At 73.4% G+C, this 15,029-nt stretch carries 17 protein-coding genes; 4 read left to right on the forward strand and 13 right to left on the reverse strand.

Annotated features, from left to right (window positions below; translation table 11 throughout):
• The first annotated feature begins 8 nt into the window (after nt 1-8).
• The 3 genes from LG634_RS07370 to LG634_RS07380 are packed head-to-tail and all read left to right on the forward strand — an operon-like array spanning nt 9 to nt 1,956.
• Nucleotides 9-671 carry a hydrolase gene (locus LG634_RS07370; protein ID WP_226732826.1) on the forward strand — a complete coding sequence of 221 codons (663 nt, stop codon included), beginning with the start codon at nt 9-11 and terminating at the stop codon, nt 669-671.
• Between the two features lie 48 nt (nt 672-719).
• Nucleotides 720-1,244, forward strand: coding sequence for a DoxX family protein (locus LG634_RS07375; protein WP_226732929.1), 525 nt, complete (start codon nt 720-722; stop codon nt 1,242-1,244).
• The gene (locus LG634_RS07380; protein WP_226732827.1) at nt 1,225-1,956 is read left to right on the forward strand and encodes a YoaK family protein; all 732 of its coding nucleotides are present in this window, start codon (nt 1,225-1,227) and stop codon (nt 1,954-1,956) included. Before LG634_RS07375 ends, LG634_RS07380 begins: the two co-directional genes overlap by 20 nt.
• A gap of 33 nt (nt 1,957-1,989) precedes the next feature.
• Here LG634_RS07380 and LG634_RS07385 read toward each other — a convergent pair whose 3' ends face one another.
• The 4 genes from LG634_RS07385 to LG634_RS07400 all read right to left on the reverse strand — a co-directional run bounded on the left by LG634_RS07385 (nt 1,990) and on the right by LG634_RS07400 (nt 3,998).
• On the reverse strand, nt 1,990-2,445 hold the full coding sequence (locus tag LG634_RS07385; protein WP_226732828.1) for an SgcJ/EcaC family oxidoreductase: 456 nt from the start codon (nt 2,443-2,445) through the stop codon (nt 1,990-1,992).
• Complete coding sequence (locus tag LG634_RS07390) at nt 2,432-3,049, reverse strand: nitroreductase family protein (protein ID WP_226732829.1); 618 nt, start codon at nt 3,047-3,049, stop codon at nt 2,432-2,434. Before LG634_RS07390 ends, LG634_RS07385 begins: the two co-directional genes overlap by 14 nt.
• The gene (locus tag LG634_RS07395) at nt 3,046-3,426 is read right to left on the reverse strand and encodes a DUF6092 family protein (protein WP_226732830.1); all 381 of its coding nucleotides are present in this window, start codon (nt 3,424-3,426) and stop codon (nt 3,046-3,048) included. Before LG634_RS07395 ends, LG634_RS07390 begins: the two co-directional genes overlap by 4 nt.
• 101 nt (nt 3,427-3,527) lie before the next feature.
• Nucleotides 3,528-3,998 carry a Dps family protein gene (locus LG634_RS07400; protein WP_226732831.1) on the reverse strand — a complete coding sequence of 157 codons (471 nt, stop codon included), beginning with the start codon at nt 3,996-3,998 and terminating at the stop codon, nt 3,528-3,530.
• 387 nt (nt 3,999-4,385) lie between these two features.
• On the opposite strand from LG634_RS07400, the gene LG634_RS07405 reads away from it, so the two are divergent.
• Entirely contained in the window at nt 4,386-5,270 is an 885-nt protein-coding gene (locus LG634_RS07405) for a putative adhesin (RefSeq protein ID WP_372482383.1), read from the forward strand.
• On the opposite strand, the gene LG634_RS07410 is transcribed toward LG634_RS07405, so the two are convergent.
• The 9 genes from LG634_RS07410 to LG634_RS07450 all read right to left on the reverse strand — a co-directional run bounded on the left by LG634_RS07410 (nt 5,258) and on the right by LG634_RS07450 (nt 14,975).
• Complete coding sequence (locus LG634_RS07410; RefSeq protein ID WP_226732833.1) at nt 5,258-5,965, reverse strand: class I SAM-dependent methyltransferase; 708 nt, start codon at nt 5,963-5,965, stop codon at nt 5,258-5,260. The genes LG634_RS07405 and LG634_RS07410 overlap by 13 nt on opposite strands.
• 160 nt (nt 5,966-6,125) lie before the next feature.
• A complete protein-coding gene (gene fabV / locus LG634_RS07415) occupies nt 6,126-7,355 on the reverse strand; it encodes an enoyl-[acyl-carrier-protein] reductase FabV (protein ID WP_226732834.1) in 1,230 nt (409 codons plus the stop codon).
• 13 nt (nt 7,356-7,368) lie between these two features.
• The gene (locus LG634_RS07420) at nt 7,369-8,181 is read right to left on the reverse strand and encodes an SDR family NAD(P)-dependent oxidoreductase (protein ID WP_226732835.1); all 813 of its coding nucleotides are present in this window, start codon (nt 8,179-8,181) and stop codon (nt 7,369-7,371) included.
• A gap of 102 nt (nt 8,182-8,283) precedes the next feature.
• Nucleotides 8,284-10,092 (reverse strand): aminotransferase class I/II-fold pyridoxal phosphate-dependent enzyme, encoded by a 1,809-nt coding sequence (locus tag LG634_RS07425; RefSeq protein WP_372482384.1) that lies wholly within the window; start codon nt 10,090-10,092, stop codon nt 8,284-8,286.
• 621 nt (nt 10,093-10,713) lie between these two features.
• Nucleotides 10,714-11,652, reverse strand: a complete 939-nt coding sequence (locus tag LG634_RS07430) for an ATP-grasp domain-containing protein (RefSeq protein ID WP_226732837.1) — start codon at nt 11,650-11,652, stop codon at nt 10,714-10,716.
• A 130-nt stretch (nt 11,653-11,782) separates the two neighbouring features.
• Complete coding sequence (locus LG634_RS07435; RefSeq protein WP_226732838.1) at nt 11,783-12,301, reverse strand: NADPH-dependent FMN reductase; 519 nt, start codon at nt 12,299-12,301, stop codon at nt 11,783-11,785.
• A gap of 81 nt (nt 12,302-12,382) precedes the next feature.
• Nucleotides 12,383-13,420 carry an SDR family oxidoreductase gene (locus LG634_RS07440; RefSeq protein ID WP_226732839.1) on the reverse strand — a complete coding sequence of 346 codons (1,038 nt, stop codon included), beginning with the start codon at nt 13,418-13,420 and terminating at the stop codon, nt 12,383-12,385.
• Between the two features lie 17 nt (nt 13,421-13,437).
• A complete protein-coding gene (locus LG634_RS07445; protein ID WP_226732840.1) occupies nt 13,438-14,703 on the reverse strand; it encodes a beta-ketoacyl-[acyl-carrier-protein] synthase family protein in 1,266 nt (421 codons plus the stop codon).
• Nucleotides 14,700-14,975 (reverse strand): acyl carrier protein, encoded by a 276-nt coding sequence (locus tag LG634_RS07450; RefSeq protein ID WP_226732841.1) that lies wholly within the window; start codon nt 14,973-14,975, stop codon nt 14,700-14,702. Before LG634_RS07450 ends, LG634_RS07445 begins: the two co-directional genes overlap by 4 nt.
• Between the last annotated feature and the right edge of the window lie 54 nt (nt 14,976-15,029).

The raw sequence follows: 15,029 nt of genomic DNA on the forward strand, positions 1-15,029 counted from the left end.
CGAACCCCATGCCCGACACCACCCAGATCACCGCGACCCCCAGCGCCGACCTGCTCACCCCCGACAACTGTGCCGTCCTCTTCGTGGACCACCAGCCGCAGATGTTCTTCGGCACGGAGAGCGGCGACCGCACCGCGATCATCAACGCCACCGTCGGCTTGGCCAAGGCCGCCCGCGTCTTCGACGTACCGGTCGTGCTCAGCACCGTGGCCGCGGAGTCCTTCTCCGGGCCGATCCTGCCGCAGCTCGCCGCCGTCCACCCCGACGCCGAGATCATCGACCGCACCACCATGAACGCCTGGGAGGACGAGGCCTTCGTCGAGGCGGTGAAGGCGACCGGCCGCACCAAGCTCGTCATCGCCGGGCTGTGGACCGAGATCTGCGTGGCGCTGCCCACGCTGTCCGCCATCGCCCAGGGCTACGAGGTGTACGTGGTGACCGACGCCTGTGGCGGCGTCAGCCCGACGGCGCACGACAACGCCGTGCAGCGCATGGTGCAGGCCGGTGCGATCCCGATGACCTGGGTACAGGTGCTCCTGGAACTCCAGCGGGACTGGGCGCGCGGCGAGACCTACGTCGCCACCACCGACCTCGTCAAGGAGCACGCCGGCGCCTACGGCCTCGGCGTCGTGTACGCCCAGGCCGTGATCGGCGCCCACGCCGCCGGCTGACCGGCAGCCGACGGACAACGAGAAGACGACAGGAGCGGCGGCAACGTGATGGAAACCGGGCTATTGGTCCTCCGGCTCGTGACGGGACTCCTCATCGCCGGGCACGGGGTGCAGAAGGTCAGCTTCCGGCTGGGCGGTGCGGGCCTGGCCGGAGGGGCCGAGGAGTTCCGGCGGGACGGCTTCCGGGGCGGCCGCCTCACCGCGCTCGCCGCGGGCGCCGGCCAGATCGGCTCCGGCCTGTTCCTGGCCGCCGGCCTGCTGACCCCCCTGGCGGCCGCGGCCGCCGCCGGAGTGATGACGGTGGCCACCACCGTCAAGTGGCGCAACGGCCTGTGGGTGCAGAACGACGGGTACGAATACCCCGTCTTCCTGGTCGCCGTGGCCGGTGTGCTCGCGCTCACCGGTCCCGGCAACTGGTCCGCGGACCAGGCCCTCGGCCTGGACCCGTGGCCCGGATGGCTGTCGGCCGCCGCCCTCGTCACCGGTCCCGTCAGCGGTCTGCTCGTACGCGCCCTGCTGCACCGGGGCCCGGTCACGGAAGGAACGTCCGACCGTGCGCGCGCTGCTGCGTGACGCGGGCCGCACGCTGGTCCCCCTCCGGGGGGACCGGCACGGCCCGCTGCCGCCCGTGCTGCTGGCCCTCACCGTCGTCACGGGCCTCGTGGACGCGGTGAGCTACCTGGCACTCGGGCACGTCTTCGTCGCCAACATGACCGGCAACGTGGTGTTCCTCGGGTTCGCCCTGACCGGCACGGAAGGCCTGTCGGCCCTCGCCGCCCTCGTCTCGCTGGCGTCCTTCCTCGCCGGTGCGCTGGCCGGCGGCCGCTTCGGCGTCCGGTTCGCCGCGCACCGCGGCCGGCTGCTCGCCGCCGCCACGACCGTCCAGGCGGTCCTGTTCGCCGGTGCGCTGGCCGCCGCCCTGGCGGGCCACGACGAGACGGGCACCGCCGTCCGGTACACCCTGATCGTGCTCCTCGGCCTCGCGATGGGCCTCCAGAACGCGGTCGCACGGCGCCTCGCCGTCCCGGACCTCACGACGACCGTCCTCACCCTCACCCTGACGGGACTCGCCGCCGACTCCGGGCCCGCCGGCGGACCCGCGCCCCGGCCCGGCCGGCGGATCCTGTCCGTGCTGGCGATGCTCCTGGGAGCGCTCGCCGGCGCGCTGCTGCTGAAGGCAGGCGTCTCCCTCGTCCTGGGGGCGGCGGTGACGCTGCTGACCGTGTGCGCCGCGGTGCTGTGGCGGGTCTCGCGGCCGGGTGCGCCATGGGCCGCCCCGCAGTGAGCCCGCAGGCGGGCCGGCAGGCAGCCCGGCAGCTCACCCGTCGCCCGGGGAGCCGTCCTCGTAGGTGAGGGACGAGTCCTCGCGCTCGTCCATGTAGAAGTCGGACACGACACGCCAGGCGTCGTCCTCGCGCCGCAGCACCTTCAGGGAATGGGTCCGGCGCGTCGGGAGGACCGCTCCGGACGTGGTCTGCTGCCCGGCGCGCTCCTGATAGGTCCGCACGACCACCACGTCGTCGGTCACCCACCGCAGCTGCGAACGGGTCTCACCCACGGGCCGCCCCGCGAGGAAACGGGGCTCTGCGAACAGCCGGCGCAGGTGCCCGAGGACGGCCTGCCGGCCGGACAGCGTCCGCCCGACCACGTTGGTCAGCTCGGCGTCCTCGGCGTAGAGGTCAGCGAAGGCGTCGGCGCGGTACTCCTCGTAGCCGGCGACCATCCCATGGATCAGGCTCCTGATCCGTTCTTCCTCGATCTCACGGTTGCGCATGGCGTGGTCCTTGCGCCGCCTGCCCGGGCGCGGCAGCTTCGTGGGTGGCTGCGCCGCGGTCCCACCGGACGACGTCGGCCCAGGCGTTCCCCGGGCGGACGCGCAACGGCGGTGTCTGCGCGGAGACCGGATGGCCGAGGCACACGATCAGTTCGGGGCGGACCGGCTCGGGAAGACCGAGCAGGGTGGCGGCAGCCGTGCTGCTGAACGAGGTCACCGGTCCGGCTCCGAGCCCCAGGGCGTGCGCTGCCAGGAGCATGGTGGCGGCAGCGGTGCCGACGTCGACGTGCGCCCCCGGATGGGTCGGCGCGAAGCCGTACCGTCGGGCCCGGTCCCAGTCCACGCAGATCACGACCGCCGCCGTGGGGACCTGGAGCATCCCGGGCGAGACCATCCGCAGCCCGCGCAGGAGCGCCGGGTCGGTGACGGCGACATACAGGTGGATACGGCGGTTCCCGGCGCGCGGAGCGAACCGCGCGCTCTCGACCACCGCCGCCACGTCCGCCCTCGCGACCGGCTCCGCGGTGAGCGCGCGGACCACGCGCCGGGTGCGGATCGCCCGCAGGACCGCGTCGGCGTCGGTGCGCGCGACCGTGTCGTTCACGGGACCGCGGCTTCCGCCAGGCCCAGGCGGACCGCCAGATGCGCGGCCAGCGTCCGGCACAGGTCATCGACCTGTGCCGCATACGCCTCGGGGTCCCCGGCCTGGACGGCCGTGTCGTCCGCCTGCCGCCGGACCTCGGCGATCAGCGGCCGCAGGCCGTCGCCGACCCGCGGGCCGATCATCTCCGCCAGCCTGCCCGCCGCGGTGAGCAGGCGTTTCGGCCCGTTCTCCGGCGCCTCGTCCAACTGGATCCGCGCCGCCGTCACGAGGTACGCCAGCAGTTCCACCGCGTCGTCCTCGGGCAGCACCAGCACGGGTTCCGTGCCGGGCCCGCCGGGTGCGCCGGCCGTCGGGGACGCCGGATCCGTGTCGAGCATGGCCACCAGCATTCCACCGGGGCCCCGGCACGGCATCCCGGGCCCGGCGCCGCAGCGCCGGACCCGGGACGTGCCGACCGCTCACGCGCCGGGCGACGGGCTCACGCGTTCTCGGCCCGGAACATCCAGTGGTGCTTCTCCAGGTCACCGGTGACCGCGATCAGCAGGTCCTGGGTCACCGGGTCCGGATCGGCCGTCGCCCGGATGCGCCGACGCATGCGGGCGATCACGTCGTCCAGGGCGGCGACGAGGATGCGCACGGCGTCGGTGTCGGTCACCCACTCGCCGGGAACCCCGTCGATCGCCCGGCCGGCGGCGACCGTGGCGGCGCGGCCGTCCGGGGACACACCGAGGGCCGATGCGCGTTCGGCGATCACGTCGGAGTGGGTGCGGGCGGTCGTGACGACCTCGTCCAGCTGGAGGTGGACGGTCCTGAACCGGGGGCCCACGACGTTCCAGTGGATCTGCTTGGCGACGAGCGCGAGGTCGACCAGATCGACCAGTGCGCCCTGCAGTGCCTCGCCGACGGTCTTCAGATCTGCGGCGGGGAGGGCGCTCTTCACGAGGGACACGGCAATTCTCTTCCATGGACGGGGGTGCCGGCGGCGGTCCGGACCGGCCCGACGGGACCGCCGGGCAACCGGACCGCGCGCGGCGGAACACATCCGGAACGCTAGGTACCGCAGCCGCGCAGCGGATCCCCTCGCCGGACCGCCGAAAGGCGGAGACCCGGGTGGTGTCCCCGGTCCAGAGGAACAACACGGCTCGCGGGCATCCGGGGGAAACCCGGCACCTGCGGGCAGCCGCGCGAGGTCTCACTCGTGCCCTGAGGGCTGGCGCTCCGGCCCTGCGCACCCCGCCACGGCGTTCCTAGGCTCGCCGCCCCGGACGGTGCGGGAACCGGTCCGGCATCCCAGCTCCCGAGCGAAAGCAGCGGCACAGTGCCCGATCTCTATCTGATGGCCCACGGCTCTTCACCCTCTCTCGGCCGGCGCGCCCCGGTGCCCCACGGCAGGACGCTCGTGACCTACGGCCCTCCCGGGCAGGCCGTGTCGACGACCGAGCTCCAGTTGGTCGTCTCCGGTTCCGCGGGCCGCCCCGAAGCGAACGCCCGTACCAGCGGTGCGGTCACGAACCTCCAGCTCTTCCCGGTCTCCGACTTCGAACTGTCCACCGTCTACGCTCACTTCAGCGACTGCAACGGCGAACTGCGCACGGTGCCGCAGGCGATGTGGCTCTGCACGAGCCCCAAGGTCTGTACCGCCGCCGGGCACGGGTGCGACGGGGTGCTCGGCCGCGCTTTCGCCGCCTACGACCGGATCCACATCCTGGCCTGCCGCGGCGGTGCCGATTCCGGCAACGCCGTGGTCGAGGCCCTCATCAGGGAAACGAGCGCCTTCCTGGATGCCGACTACGCCACCACGCTCGCCGCCTGGGAGCGCATGGACGAGACCGAGCGCTCCAGGTACCTGGGCTTCGAGGGCGTGATCCTCTGGTACCAGGTCCATTCCGGTCATCTGCGGGCTGCCGCCGCCGAGGGTGAGTTCGCCCTGCTCCAGGACTTCCAGTCGGCCATGCCGAAGGACTGCCAGGAGATCCTCCGCGCCGCCGGAGACACCGACGAGTGGCCATGGGTCCTCGAGTACAAGGCGCGGCTCCGGGCGGAAACGGAGTTCCTCGTCGACCTCGAACGGTCCTTCACTCCGGCGGTCTGGAGCGGCCTCAGCGAAGCCGGCCGGACCCGCGCGCTGGAGGTCTACCGGGAATGGGGACCCGGCTACCTGGACTCCGTCCGGACGGCCCTGCGCCGCGCGGGGCTGGTCGTACCGGGTCAGGACTTCTGAACCGGCGTTTCGGCCCCCGGGGCGACCGGCGCGGGTGCCGTCATCGTCCAGACCCTGGCGGGCGGGACGTTCGCCCACACCGTGCCCGCCCCGGCCTGCACCTGTGCTCGACGGGAGGCGAGGACGCGCTCGACCTCGCGGTGCCGGGCCGCCTCGCGGCGCGAGGCGGTCACGGACCGGGCGATGCCGGTTCCGCGGTAGGTGAAGTAGGTGAGCGTCCCGCCGGGGCGCAGCAGACGGCAGTAGTGGTCCATGAGGGCCGCCACCCGCCCCGGGGCGAAGTTGGTCAGGGGGAGCCCGGAGACGATGACGTCATAGCGCTCGTCCGTGCGCAGGTTCTCGATGCCGGTGCGGTGGAGCACCGCGCGTACGCCGGCTGCGGCCAGGTGCGGGTCGGAGTCCAGCAGGTCCTGCAGTCCTGCCGCGAACCGGGGGTTGGATTCCACGACGTCCAGCCGGCTGCCTGGGCCGAGCAGGGGGAGCAGGGCACGGGTGACCGCGCCGGTTCCGGCACCCACCTCCAGAACGTCCGTGGGCAGCCCGGACCGCCGGCGCAGCGGGTCGGCCAGCCGTGACGCCAGGTGCCGGCTGCTGGGTGCGACGGCACCGGTCGTACGGAAGTCCCGGACCGCCTCCCGCACGAAGCGCCAGGCGGCCGGTGCGGGAGCGGCGATGCGCCGGGTGTCAGAGGCCATGGGGGAGAGGGTCCCCGGACGGCGCACCCGGCGGATCGCCCGGACGCACAGCGTTCCGGGTACGTCCGTATCCGCCGATCGGACCGCCGATCGGACCGGGCCGCGTGTACCGGCCCCGGTGTCCTCCCGCCGCGCGACGGCCGCCCGACGCCGCCACGGACTACGGCACGGGTGTGGGTGCGGGTGCGGGTTCGGGCCAGGGAACGTCGACCGCCACCGGCCGCCCGTAGTCCGTCCCGGGGGCCTCGAAGCCGTACAGCCGGCGGACCTGCGCCGAGAACCAGTCGAGATCGGCGACGGCCGCGATGTTCCCCGTGGTCGCGGCGTCCCACCGCCGGTTGAGTTCCTGCTGCACTTCCCCGTCCAGCTCCCAGGTGTCCAGGCGCACCCGGCCCTCGTCGTCCAGCGGCAGGGGGCCTCCCGAGGTGAGCAGGTCCCACAGCTGCACGAGCTGGCCGACCGGGGGAACCATCCGCTCGCCGAGGACGGCACGCAGGATGGCCGTGTAGAGGGCGATGCTGGGAACCGCGGTGGAGGACTGGGTGACGGCGGCGCCGTTGACGGACACCACCGCGCGCCCGCGTACGCGGCTCTGCAGCCGGGCGTCGAGCGCGCGGGCGGTCGCTTCCAGATGGGCCTTGGCCGCACCGATCGTGCCCTGCCGGTAGACGCGTTCGGTGATCGGAGCGCCGATGTAGGAGAGGGCCGCCGTGGTGAACCCCTCGGCCAGCAGGTCCCGGTCGGCGAGGTGGTCGATCCAGCGCGCCCAGTCGTCGCCGCCCATGACGGCCACCGTCTCCTCGATGTCGCCGCCTTCGGCCGGGGCGATCGACACGGTCTGCACCTCCGGGTCGCCGTCGGGCCCGAAGACGAGGGTCTTGGTGTGGTGGGGGCGCCCGATCGGCTTGAGGACGCTGCGGTGCACGACGCCCGTGTCGGGGTGGGTGCGGCGGGGGGCGGCCACGGAGTACACGAGGTGGTCCAGCCGGCCGTAGCGCTCGCGCAGCAGCCGGGCCACCTCGTCCTTCACGTCGTCACCGAAGGCGTCGCCGTTGACGAACACCATGTCGCGGCCGTGTTCGCGGGCGAGTTCGGCGAGGGCGGCGGTGCGGTACCAGCCGGCCGTCGCGCTCCTGCGGCCCGGGCCCTTCTCGAAGCACACGCCGATGCCCCGGACGCCCACCCGGGCGAGGCCGGCGACGGTCGCCGCGAGCCCGTAGCCGGCGGAGGAGCCCACGACGAGGGCGACCGGCCCCTTGCCGTCCGGTGTGCCGGCCGCCGGAGGCGGAACCGAATCCCAGGCCTCCCGGACGAGGCTCCGGCAGCCCGCCGGATGGGCGTCCAGGAAGAGGAATCCGCGGTTTCTGGGGGTGATGATCCGCTCGTTCACGATGACGTGCTCCTCAGGCGCCGGCGGCGAAGTGCGGCGTGGCGCGCGGGACTTCCGGGTGCTGGCGGCCGAGGTCGTAGCCGTACATCCTGGACCAGCTGTTCGGGGCGAGCTTCATGAGCGTGGACAGGAACTTGTAGCGGGCCGTCGGGATCGAGACGACCTTGCCCTTGCGCAGGTCGGCCAGGGCGACCCGGACGAGTACGGAGACGTCGACCCAGCCCCAGTCCGTCTTGTTCGGGATGCCGGCGCGGTTGTTGAAGTCCGTCTGCACGTCGCCCGGGCACAGCGCCATGACGGTGACGTCGGAGTTGCGCAGGGCCTTGCTGTAGGCCATCTCCTCGGTGTGGCGCAGGACGGTGGCGGTGCTCGTCCCGTACAGGGAGTCGACCCAGGCCGGGGCGATGCCGCAGACGCTGGCCACGTTGATGATGCCGCCGCTGCCGCGGGCGAGCATCGCCTGTACCGCGGTGAGGGAGAGATGGACCTTGGCGACGGCGTTCACTTCCAGCATGTACATCTCGTCGTCCACGGGGTTCTGGGAGGCCCCGGTGGAGTAGCCCATGCCCGCGTTGTTCACGAGGAGGTCGATCGGACGGTCCGGGTCGGTGAGCCGGGCCAGGACCGGTGCGCGGCCGGCCCTGGTCGAGACGTCGGCTCCGAGCACGTCGACGCGGGTGCCGTGTTCGGAGCTCAGCCGCTCGGCGAGCCGCTCCAGCTTGGCCACGTCGCGGGCGACGAGGACGAGGTCGTGGGTCGGGGCGAGCTGGCGCGCGAACTCCTCACCGATTCCGGAGCTGGCACCGGTGATCAGGGCGACGGCCATGGCGGCGGTCCTCTCGTGTAGGGCGTGCGGTCGGCGGGGACGGAAGGAGGGTGATTCGGCGGGGACGGAAGGAGGATGAGGGGGACGGGAGCAGGGGCCGGCTCAGGCGGCGGGAAGGGCGAGGCCGGCCGCCGGCGCGTCCGGGACCTCCCCGCAGGCGCGGTAGGCCTCGCGCAGGGCCACGAAGGCGTCGACCACGGTCGCGACGTCCTCCTCGGTGAAGCCGGCCGTGGCACTCAGCCGCAGCACCGGCTCGTCCACTCCGGGGGCGATGAAGGCGTTGGTGTAGACGCCCCGCCGGGACAGCAGCCAGTTGTGGGCCTTGATGGTGGACACGCTGTCCCGCGCGATCCGGGCCTTTGCCCGCTCCAGGGCCTCGCGACGGGGGTTCTCGTGGCTGATGGCGAGCACCTCGGGACTTTCGTCGGACCGGAAGAGACCTGCCAGCGAGAGTGACACGATCGGGGTGGCGCCGTGCGGCTCGAAACCGGCCAGAGTCAGTCCGCTGCGCAGCGCGTCGGCCATGGCGTGGGCGCGCGCGGGCCGGTCCGGTTCCTGCTTCATGATGTCCAGCGAGCGCTGGGCGGCCGCGATGAGCGCGGGGGCGAGGGCGATGGCCGGGTCGGCCGGGTCGTAGGTGTCGATCGCGGCGACGGCCTCGGCCGAGCCCAGGAGGAAGCCGCCGGTCGAGCCGAACGCCTTGGAGAAGGTGCCGGTGATGTAGTCGACGTCTTCGGCGACGTCGAACGCCGCTGCGGTGCCGCGTCCGGCTCCCACCACCCCCACGCCGTGGGCGCCGTCGAGGAAGATCTCGGCACCGAACTCCTTGGCGAGGGCCACGATGCCGGGGAGCGGCGCCAGGTCGCCCTCGACGGAGTACGCCCCCTCGACGAGGACGATGCTGCGCCCGGTCCGGGTCTGCGCCTCCACCAGCTTGCTGCGCAGGTCGTCGAGGTCGTTGTGGGCGAACCTCACGCTCCGGCGGGGCCGGCCCAGACGGATGCCGTCGACCATCGACGCGTGCGCCGACTTGTCGGTGATGACGGTGACGTCCCGGTCCTGGCGGATGACCCGGGCCAGACCGTGCAGGTTGGCGAGGTAGCCGGCGGCGAAGACGATGCCGCTCTCCTTGCCGGCCCACTCGGCGAGTTCACGGCCGAGGTTGGCCCTCATGGTCCGGTAGTCCTCCCAGCGGGAGATCTCCATGCCCCGGCCGATGAAGTCGTGCGTCGGATCCGCGGTGCCGGCGGAATCCCGGGAGGGGGAGCGCAGCGCGGACAGGCCCGCGCGGGCGGCCGCCGTGAGGAACGGCGGGAGCGCTGCGGCGAACATGCGGGTCGTGCACTGCGTGATCAGGTGCCTGGCCATCGCCCGCGAGGTGGCCAGATAGGCACCTGCGGAGCCGATCGGTCCGGAGAAGGAGCCCGCGATGAAGCCGATCCGGTCGGCGCGGCCGAGCAGGGCCGCCGAGCCGTCGCGGCTGATCACTCCCGCGGGGTCGTGCAGGAAGATCTCGGCCCCGTACTCCTGGGCGAGGTCGCAGATGCTGGTCAGCGCCATGCTGGTGCCCGTGCCGGGCTCGTTGGCCGAGAGCACGATCAGGATGTGGTCGGTGCGGCCGCGGTGCTCCGCCAGGCGCTCGCGCAGCCCGTCCAGGTCGTTGTGGCGGAAGCGCTCCGTCCACCGGGGCTCGACGACCCGCAGGCCGTCCGTGAGCCGGTCGGTGACGCACTCCTCGACGAGCACCGCGGTGTCGCGGTTGAGCAGCACCAGCTGCGTCAGCGTTCCGACCGAGGCCAGGTCCTCCGCCGTGAAGACCAGCGCTGCCTCCTGTCCCGTCCAGGCGGCGATCTCTGCTTCCAGATCGTGGTGGATGCCCAGGTAGCCGTTCATGAGCGGGGACCCGCACATGCCGACGCCGTAGAGGTCGACGGCCTCGTGGGCGGCGCGCCGGGACCGCCGGCTCCCGTTGCCGCCGGCACCCGTCGGCGAGGGCACGCCCACGCCGTACCGGTCGATCGCGTCGTGGGCCGCCTGCCGGACCCGGGGGTCACCGGAGAGTTCGAGGTAGTCGTTGCCGGCGGCCAGCAGTGCGGGCACCCCGTCGATGTCGAAGGCGTGGCCGTCCTTGGCCGTGACCTGGGGGTAGTACGGGTTGCCGACGGCCTCGGTCATCGTGGCCTTGGCACAGACGTCGCACTGGGAAGAGGAATGCAGTGTCATCGGACTCTCCTGGAAGGGGCCGCGGCGGCCCTCGGGGATCGCTGCTGTTCCGGACGAGTCGGACGGTGCCCGTGCGTGCTGCTTCGCGGCCCTCACGGGTCCTGCCCGTCGTCTGAGCGCCTCGGCCGTCTCACGTCTGCCACTGCAGTCACTGCCTGGCGCGCTACCCATGCTGGCCCCGGCCGGCCCGCGCCAGGCTCCGCCGACCGGTGGAGCGCACCGGTGGACGCAGCCGTCCCCCGTCCCCGGGCGGACCGGGAACGGGGGACGGGGAACGGGGGACGCGGGGCCGGCAGCGGCGCGGCCCGGCTACGCCGCGGCGAGGAGGGGGGCCGGCCGGCCGTCGGGCGCTGCCGCCCTGGTCCGGCAGGCTTCGATGATCGCGGGCGTGACCTCGGGCAGGCCCTTCGTGCCGGGGGCGGAATTGACCTCGCAGACGGTGAAGGTGCCGTCGGCCTCGAAGAGCAGGTCGACGCCGACCAGGTCCGCCCCGACGGCCCCGGCCGCCCGGCAGGCCAGCCGCTCCGCCCCGGGGTACCGCCCCAGGCACGCCTCCATCGTCCCGCCCAGCGCCACGTTCGACTTGAAACCCTTGACGCTGGACCTCACCTGCGCGGCGACCGCCCGGCCGTCGACGACGACCACGCGCAGGTCCTGGCCCGGACGGAAGCCGTGGAAGCGCTGGAGCAGGTGGGGGCAGTCGCCGCGGAGGCTGCCGTGGAGGTCTTCCAGCATCTCGTGCGTCGCACGGAAGACCCGGCTGCCTCCGGTGCCGCGCACCGCCTTGACCACGCACGGGTCAGGGACTCCCGCGCCCACGACGTCGGGGAGCGGAGCGTCCACGCACATGTAGGTGTCGGAGACGGGGATCCCCGCGGCTGCGAGCAGCCGGAGCTGGCGGAACTTGTTGTCGCAGTTGAGCCGGGCCTCGACCGAATTGAAGACCCTGCTTCCCATGGCCTCCAGGTGTGACACGAGTTCGAGCTTGCCCGCCAGGTCCGGTCCGAGGCGCGGGTACACCAGCCGCGGCGGCAGCAGGGTCCGCCCGCCGAGGTCGCGGAGGACGGGCCGTCCGCCTTCGACCCCCATCAGGAGCTGGTCGCACGTCACGACGGACTCCGGACCGAACGCCCCGAGGAAGGCGACCACGTCCTCCTCCGGATAGCTGCCCGGGCGGCCCCGGAACCGGCTCGGTCCGAGCAGCAGCCACATGTCGGGCCGGGCACCCTCACGTTCGGCAATGCTCATGGTCCCGTCCTCCTGCCTCACGTCCTTTCGGGGCGCCATTCTTCGGCGGCACGGCACGGTCCTCCAGGAGCGGACGGCCAGGCACCCGGCCAAGCTCCCGGCCGGGTGACGTCCAGGGGCGGGCGTGAGGTCAGACGTGCCCGGCGACCGGCGCCCGCAGCATCGCCGCGCAGCGGTGCAGCTCCGCCGCCAGGGCGTCGCAGCGCCGCAGGAGCGCACTGTCGGGCAGGGGGGCCGTACCCGGCGGGCCGGGGGTGAAGTCGGCCGGGCAGGCGGCGATCTGCGTCGGCGCCACCCAGCCGCCGAGCGCCTTGGCCACCGTCCGCAGGTGCTCGCACACCACGCTGCCGGTCCGCGGCCCGGAGCCGTGGGCGACGAGCCCCACCGCCGTGTCGGCGAGCCAGTCGCCCGGCACGTCGTCCAGCGCGACCTTGAGCAGCCCGGAGTAGCTGGCGTGGTGCACGGGACTGGCCAGCACCACGGCGTCGTAGCGGTCCGGGGAGCACCGCAGCCGCGGGGCCGAGGGCTCCGCCAGTTCGAGCGAGGTCACGGTGGCGCCCCGGTCGCGCAGGGCATCACCCACCAGCGCGGCCAGCGCGGCGGTGCCGGAACCCACCCGGGGGCTCCCGCTGATCAGCAGGGCGTGCACGGTCGGTAGTCCTTTCCTCAGACGGTCGGTCGGGCGCGGGACGGGAGAGCCGGCGGTGAACCGGCCCTCCCGTCCCGGCCCTCAGGCAGCGTTGATCATCGTCCACGGCACCGTGCGGCCCAGGGCCTGCCGCGGCTTGCTCTGCGCCCAGTGCCGCACCGCCGCGGCCATCACCCCGCCCGGGTCGGCGACCTTGTGCGTGGGCTCGAACGGCCGGCTCATGCTGGTGTAGCTCTGGAACATCGCCAGCAGCCGCACCGCCTCCTGCTGCACGGGGGAGAGCCACTGCGCGGCCAGCGGCAGGAAGAAGCGGTTCCAGCTGTCCGTGGACACGGTCGGCGGCTGCGCGATCGGATCGACCCCGTGCTCGGCCCGGAACGCGTTCAGCGTCTCGCAGGTGATCCGCACCAGGTCGGACAGGCGCATGCTGTCCTCCCCGGCGGAGATCACCTCGGTGCGCGGCGCCCCCGGAGCCGTCCCGAGGGCCGCCTGCGCGATCACCTCGGCGACCTCGTCGACCGGGGCGATCTCCGCGTACCCGTCCGGGTCCCCGACGGCCACCGCCGCCAGACCGGTCACCAGCGCCGGGAACAGGCTGTACGGGCCGGAGAAGCGGTTGATCAGGCCGTCGCCGCGGCGGCCCAGCACCAGCGGCGGCCGGACGATCGTCGCCGGACCGCGGTGCTCGGTCGCCACGATCTCCTCGCAGACGGCCTTCGACCACTCGTAGCCGTTGCGGTAGCCCTCGAACTCCTCGCCGCGGAGGTCCTCGGCGGAGCGGACACCGCCCACGTAGGCGGTGGAGACGTGCACGACATGGGTGTCCGGACCGGCCAGACCCAGCACCGCCCGCAGCGTCCGTATGTTGGCGTCCGTGGCCTCCTGGCGGCTCATGGTCCAACGGGTGGACGCCGCGGTGTGCACGATGACGTCCCAGGGACGCCCGGTCAGCGGTTCCGGGGCCGCTTCGGCCCCGATGTTCCAGGGCACGGGACCGGAGTCGCCGCCGGCCGCACGGCGTGCCGTACGGACGATGCCGCCGGGACCCGCGTCCGCGGCGAGCCGCTCGGCCACTTCGGTGCCCACGACGCCGGAGGCGCCGGTGACGAGGATGCGCATGGCAAGACTCCCGGGGTTCAGGTGGAGGGCTGCAGGACCAGGCAGACGTTCTGCCCGCCGAAGCCGAAGGAGTTGGAGAGCACCGGCGCGGCGTCCACGCTGCGCGGGGCACCGGCGACCACGTCGATCCGGTCCGCCTCCGAGGACGTGGTCAGGTTGGCGACGGGCGGTACGATCCGCCGCTCCGCGCAGACCAGGGCGATCGCGGCCTCCAGCGCGCCGGAGCCCCCGATCAGGTGCCCGGTGACGCCCTTCACGGCGGTCACCGGAGGCGCCTGACCGTTGAAGCAACGGTGGATGGCGGCCGCCTCGGCCCGGTCGTTGGCCTGCGTGGACGTGCCGTGCGCACTGATCTGGCCGATGTCCGACGGCAGCAGCCCGGCGTCCGCGACGGCCTGAGCCATGCACGCCGCCGCGACGGCCCCGTCGGCGTGCGGCGCCACGATGTGGTGGGCGTCGGCGTTGGTGGCGTACCCGGCGATCTCGCCCAGGATCGTCGCCCCGCGGGCCAGCGCGGCATCGCGCCGCTCCAGGACGAGCACGGCCGCGCCCTCGCCCATCACGAACCCGTCGCGGTCGGCGTCGAACGGCCGGCTCGCCTTCGCTGGATCGCCGTTGCGGGTGGACAGCGCCTGCATCCGGGAGAAACCGCTCAGCATGAAGGTGGTCACCGCCGAGTCGAACCCGCCGGCGACCGCCACGTCGAGCTCCCCGTACTGGATGCGGCGGGCCGCCTCCCCGATGGCCGTGGCGCCGCTGGCGCAGGCGGTGGCGTACGTGACGCAGGAACCCTGGAAGCCGAAGCGCATGGCCACCCGGGCGGCCGCCGAGTTGGCCATGGTCCGGGGCACCGAGTGCACCGGCATGGCCGTCGGCTTCGCGTCGTTGTCCCGTACCAGCCCCTCCATCGTGGGGAGGCCGCCGATGCCGGTGCCGAGGTGGACCCCCACCCGGGACGGCGGCAGCTCGGGCAGCGCGGCCTGCCGGACCGCGTCGGCGGCGGCGCACAGTGCCAGCTCGGTCGGCCGGTCGATCTGACGGCGCTCCCGGCGGGTGATGTACGCGTCGATGTCGAACTCGGGCACCCGGCAGGCGATGTGGACAGGGGAGCCCGCATCGATCAGGTCCATGTGCACGGCGGCGGCGGGACGCGCCGCGAGGACGGTGTCCATGACCTCGTCGAGGGTCAGGCCGACCGGGGACTTCACGCCGATCCCGGTGACGACCACCCGCGGCCGCCCGGCGGCCCGGCCCGTCGCGCCGGCGGTGTGCTGCGTGGTCATGAGCGGCCCGCCCGGCGCTCCGCGAGGAGGGCGACGGCGTCGCCTACGGTCTCGGCCCGCATCAGCTCGTCGGCCGCGATGGGCACGTTGAGCACCTGCTCGAGCCGGGCGCCGATCGCCATCAACTCCAGGCTGTCGATGCCGTGTTCGGCACGCAGATCGGTGCTCTCGAGGATGGCGTCGGGACTGGTCCCGAGAATGTCGGCGACGGTCTCCCGCACGACGCCGAACAGATCGTCGGTCGCCACGGCGGTGGATTCGATGGAGTTCAACTCAGGCCTCCGATAGGCATGTGGTGAGGAACGGATGTCAGGGACGGACGTCAG

It is taken from the genome of Streptomyces bambusae (genome assembly GCF_020532645.1).
Lineage (GTDB): Bacteria > Actinomycetota > Actinomycetes > Streptomycetales > Streptomycetaceae > Streptomyces > Streptomyces bambusae.

Coding starts and splice junctions, on each gene's coding strand:
- LG634_RS07420 (WP_226732835.1), bottom strand. CDS start 8,181: ATGGCCGTCGCCCTGATCACCGGTGCCAGCTCCGGAATCGGTGAGGAG.
- LG634_RS07405 (WP_372482383.1), top strand. CDS start 4,386: ATGGCCCACGGCTCTTCACCCTCTCTCGGCCGGCGCGCCCCGGTGCCC.
- LG634_RS07430 (WP_226732837.1), bottom strand. CDS start 11,652: ATGAGCATTGCCGAACGTGAGGGTGCCCGGCCCGACATGTGGCTGCTG.
- LG634_RS07370 (WP_226732826.1), top strand. CDS start 9: ATGCCCGACACCACCCAGATCACCGCGACCCCCAGCGCCGACCTGCTC.
- LG634_RS07410 (WP_226732833.1), bottom strand. CDS start 5,965: ATGGCCTCTGACACCCGGCGCATCGCCGCTCCCGCACCGGCCGCCTGG.
- LG634_RS07375 (WP_226732929.1), top strand. CDS start 720: ATGGAAACCGGGCTATTGGTCCTCCGGCTCGTGACGGGACTCCTCATC.
- LG634_RS07395 (WP_226732830.1), bottom strand. CDS start 3,426: ATGCTCGACACGGATCCGGCGTCCCCGACGGCCGGCGCACCCGGCGGG.
- LG634_RS07425 (WP_372482384.1), bottom strand. CDS start 10,092: ATGTGCGGGTCCCCGCTCATGAACGGCTACCTGGGCATCCACCACGAT.
- LG634_RS07385 (WP_226732828.1), bottom strand. CDS start 2,445: ATGCGCAACCGTGAGATCGAGGAAGAACGGATCAGGAGCCTGATCCAT.
- LG634_RS07440 (WP_226732839.1), bottom strand. CDS start 13,420: ATGCGCATCCTCGTCACCGGCGCCTCCGGCGTCGTGGGCACCGAAGTG.
- LG634_RS07445 (WP_226732840.1), bottom strand. CDS start 14,703: ATGACCACGCAGCACACCGCCGGCGCGACGGGCCGGGCCGCCGGGCGG.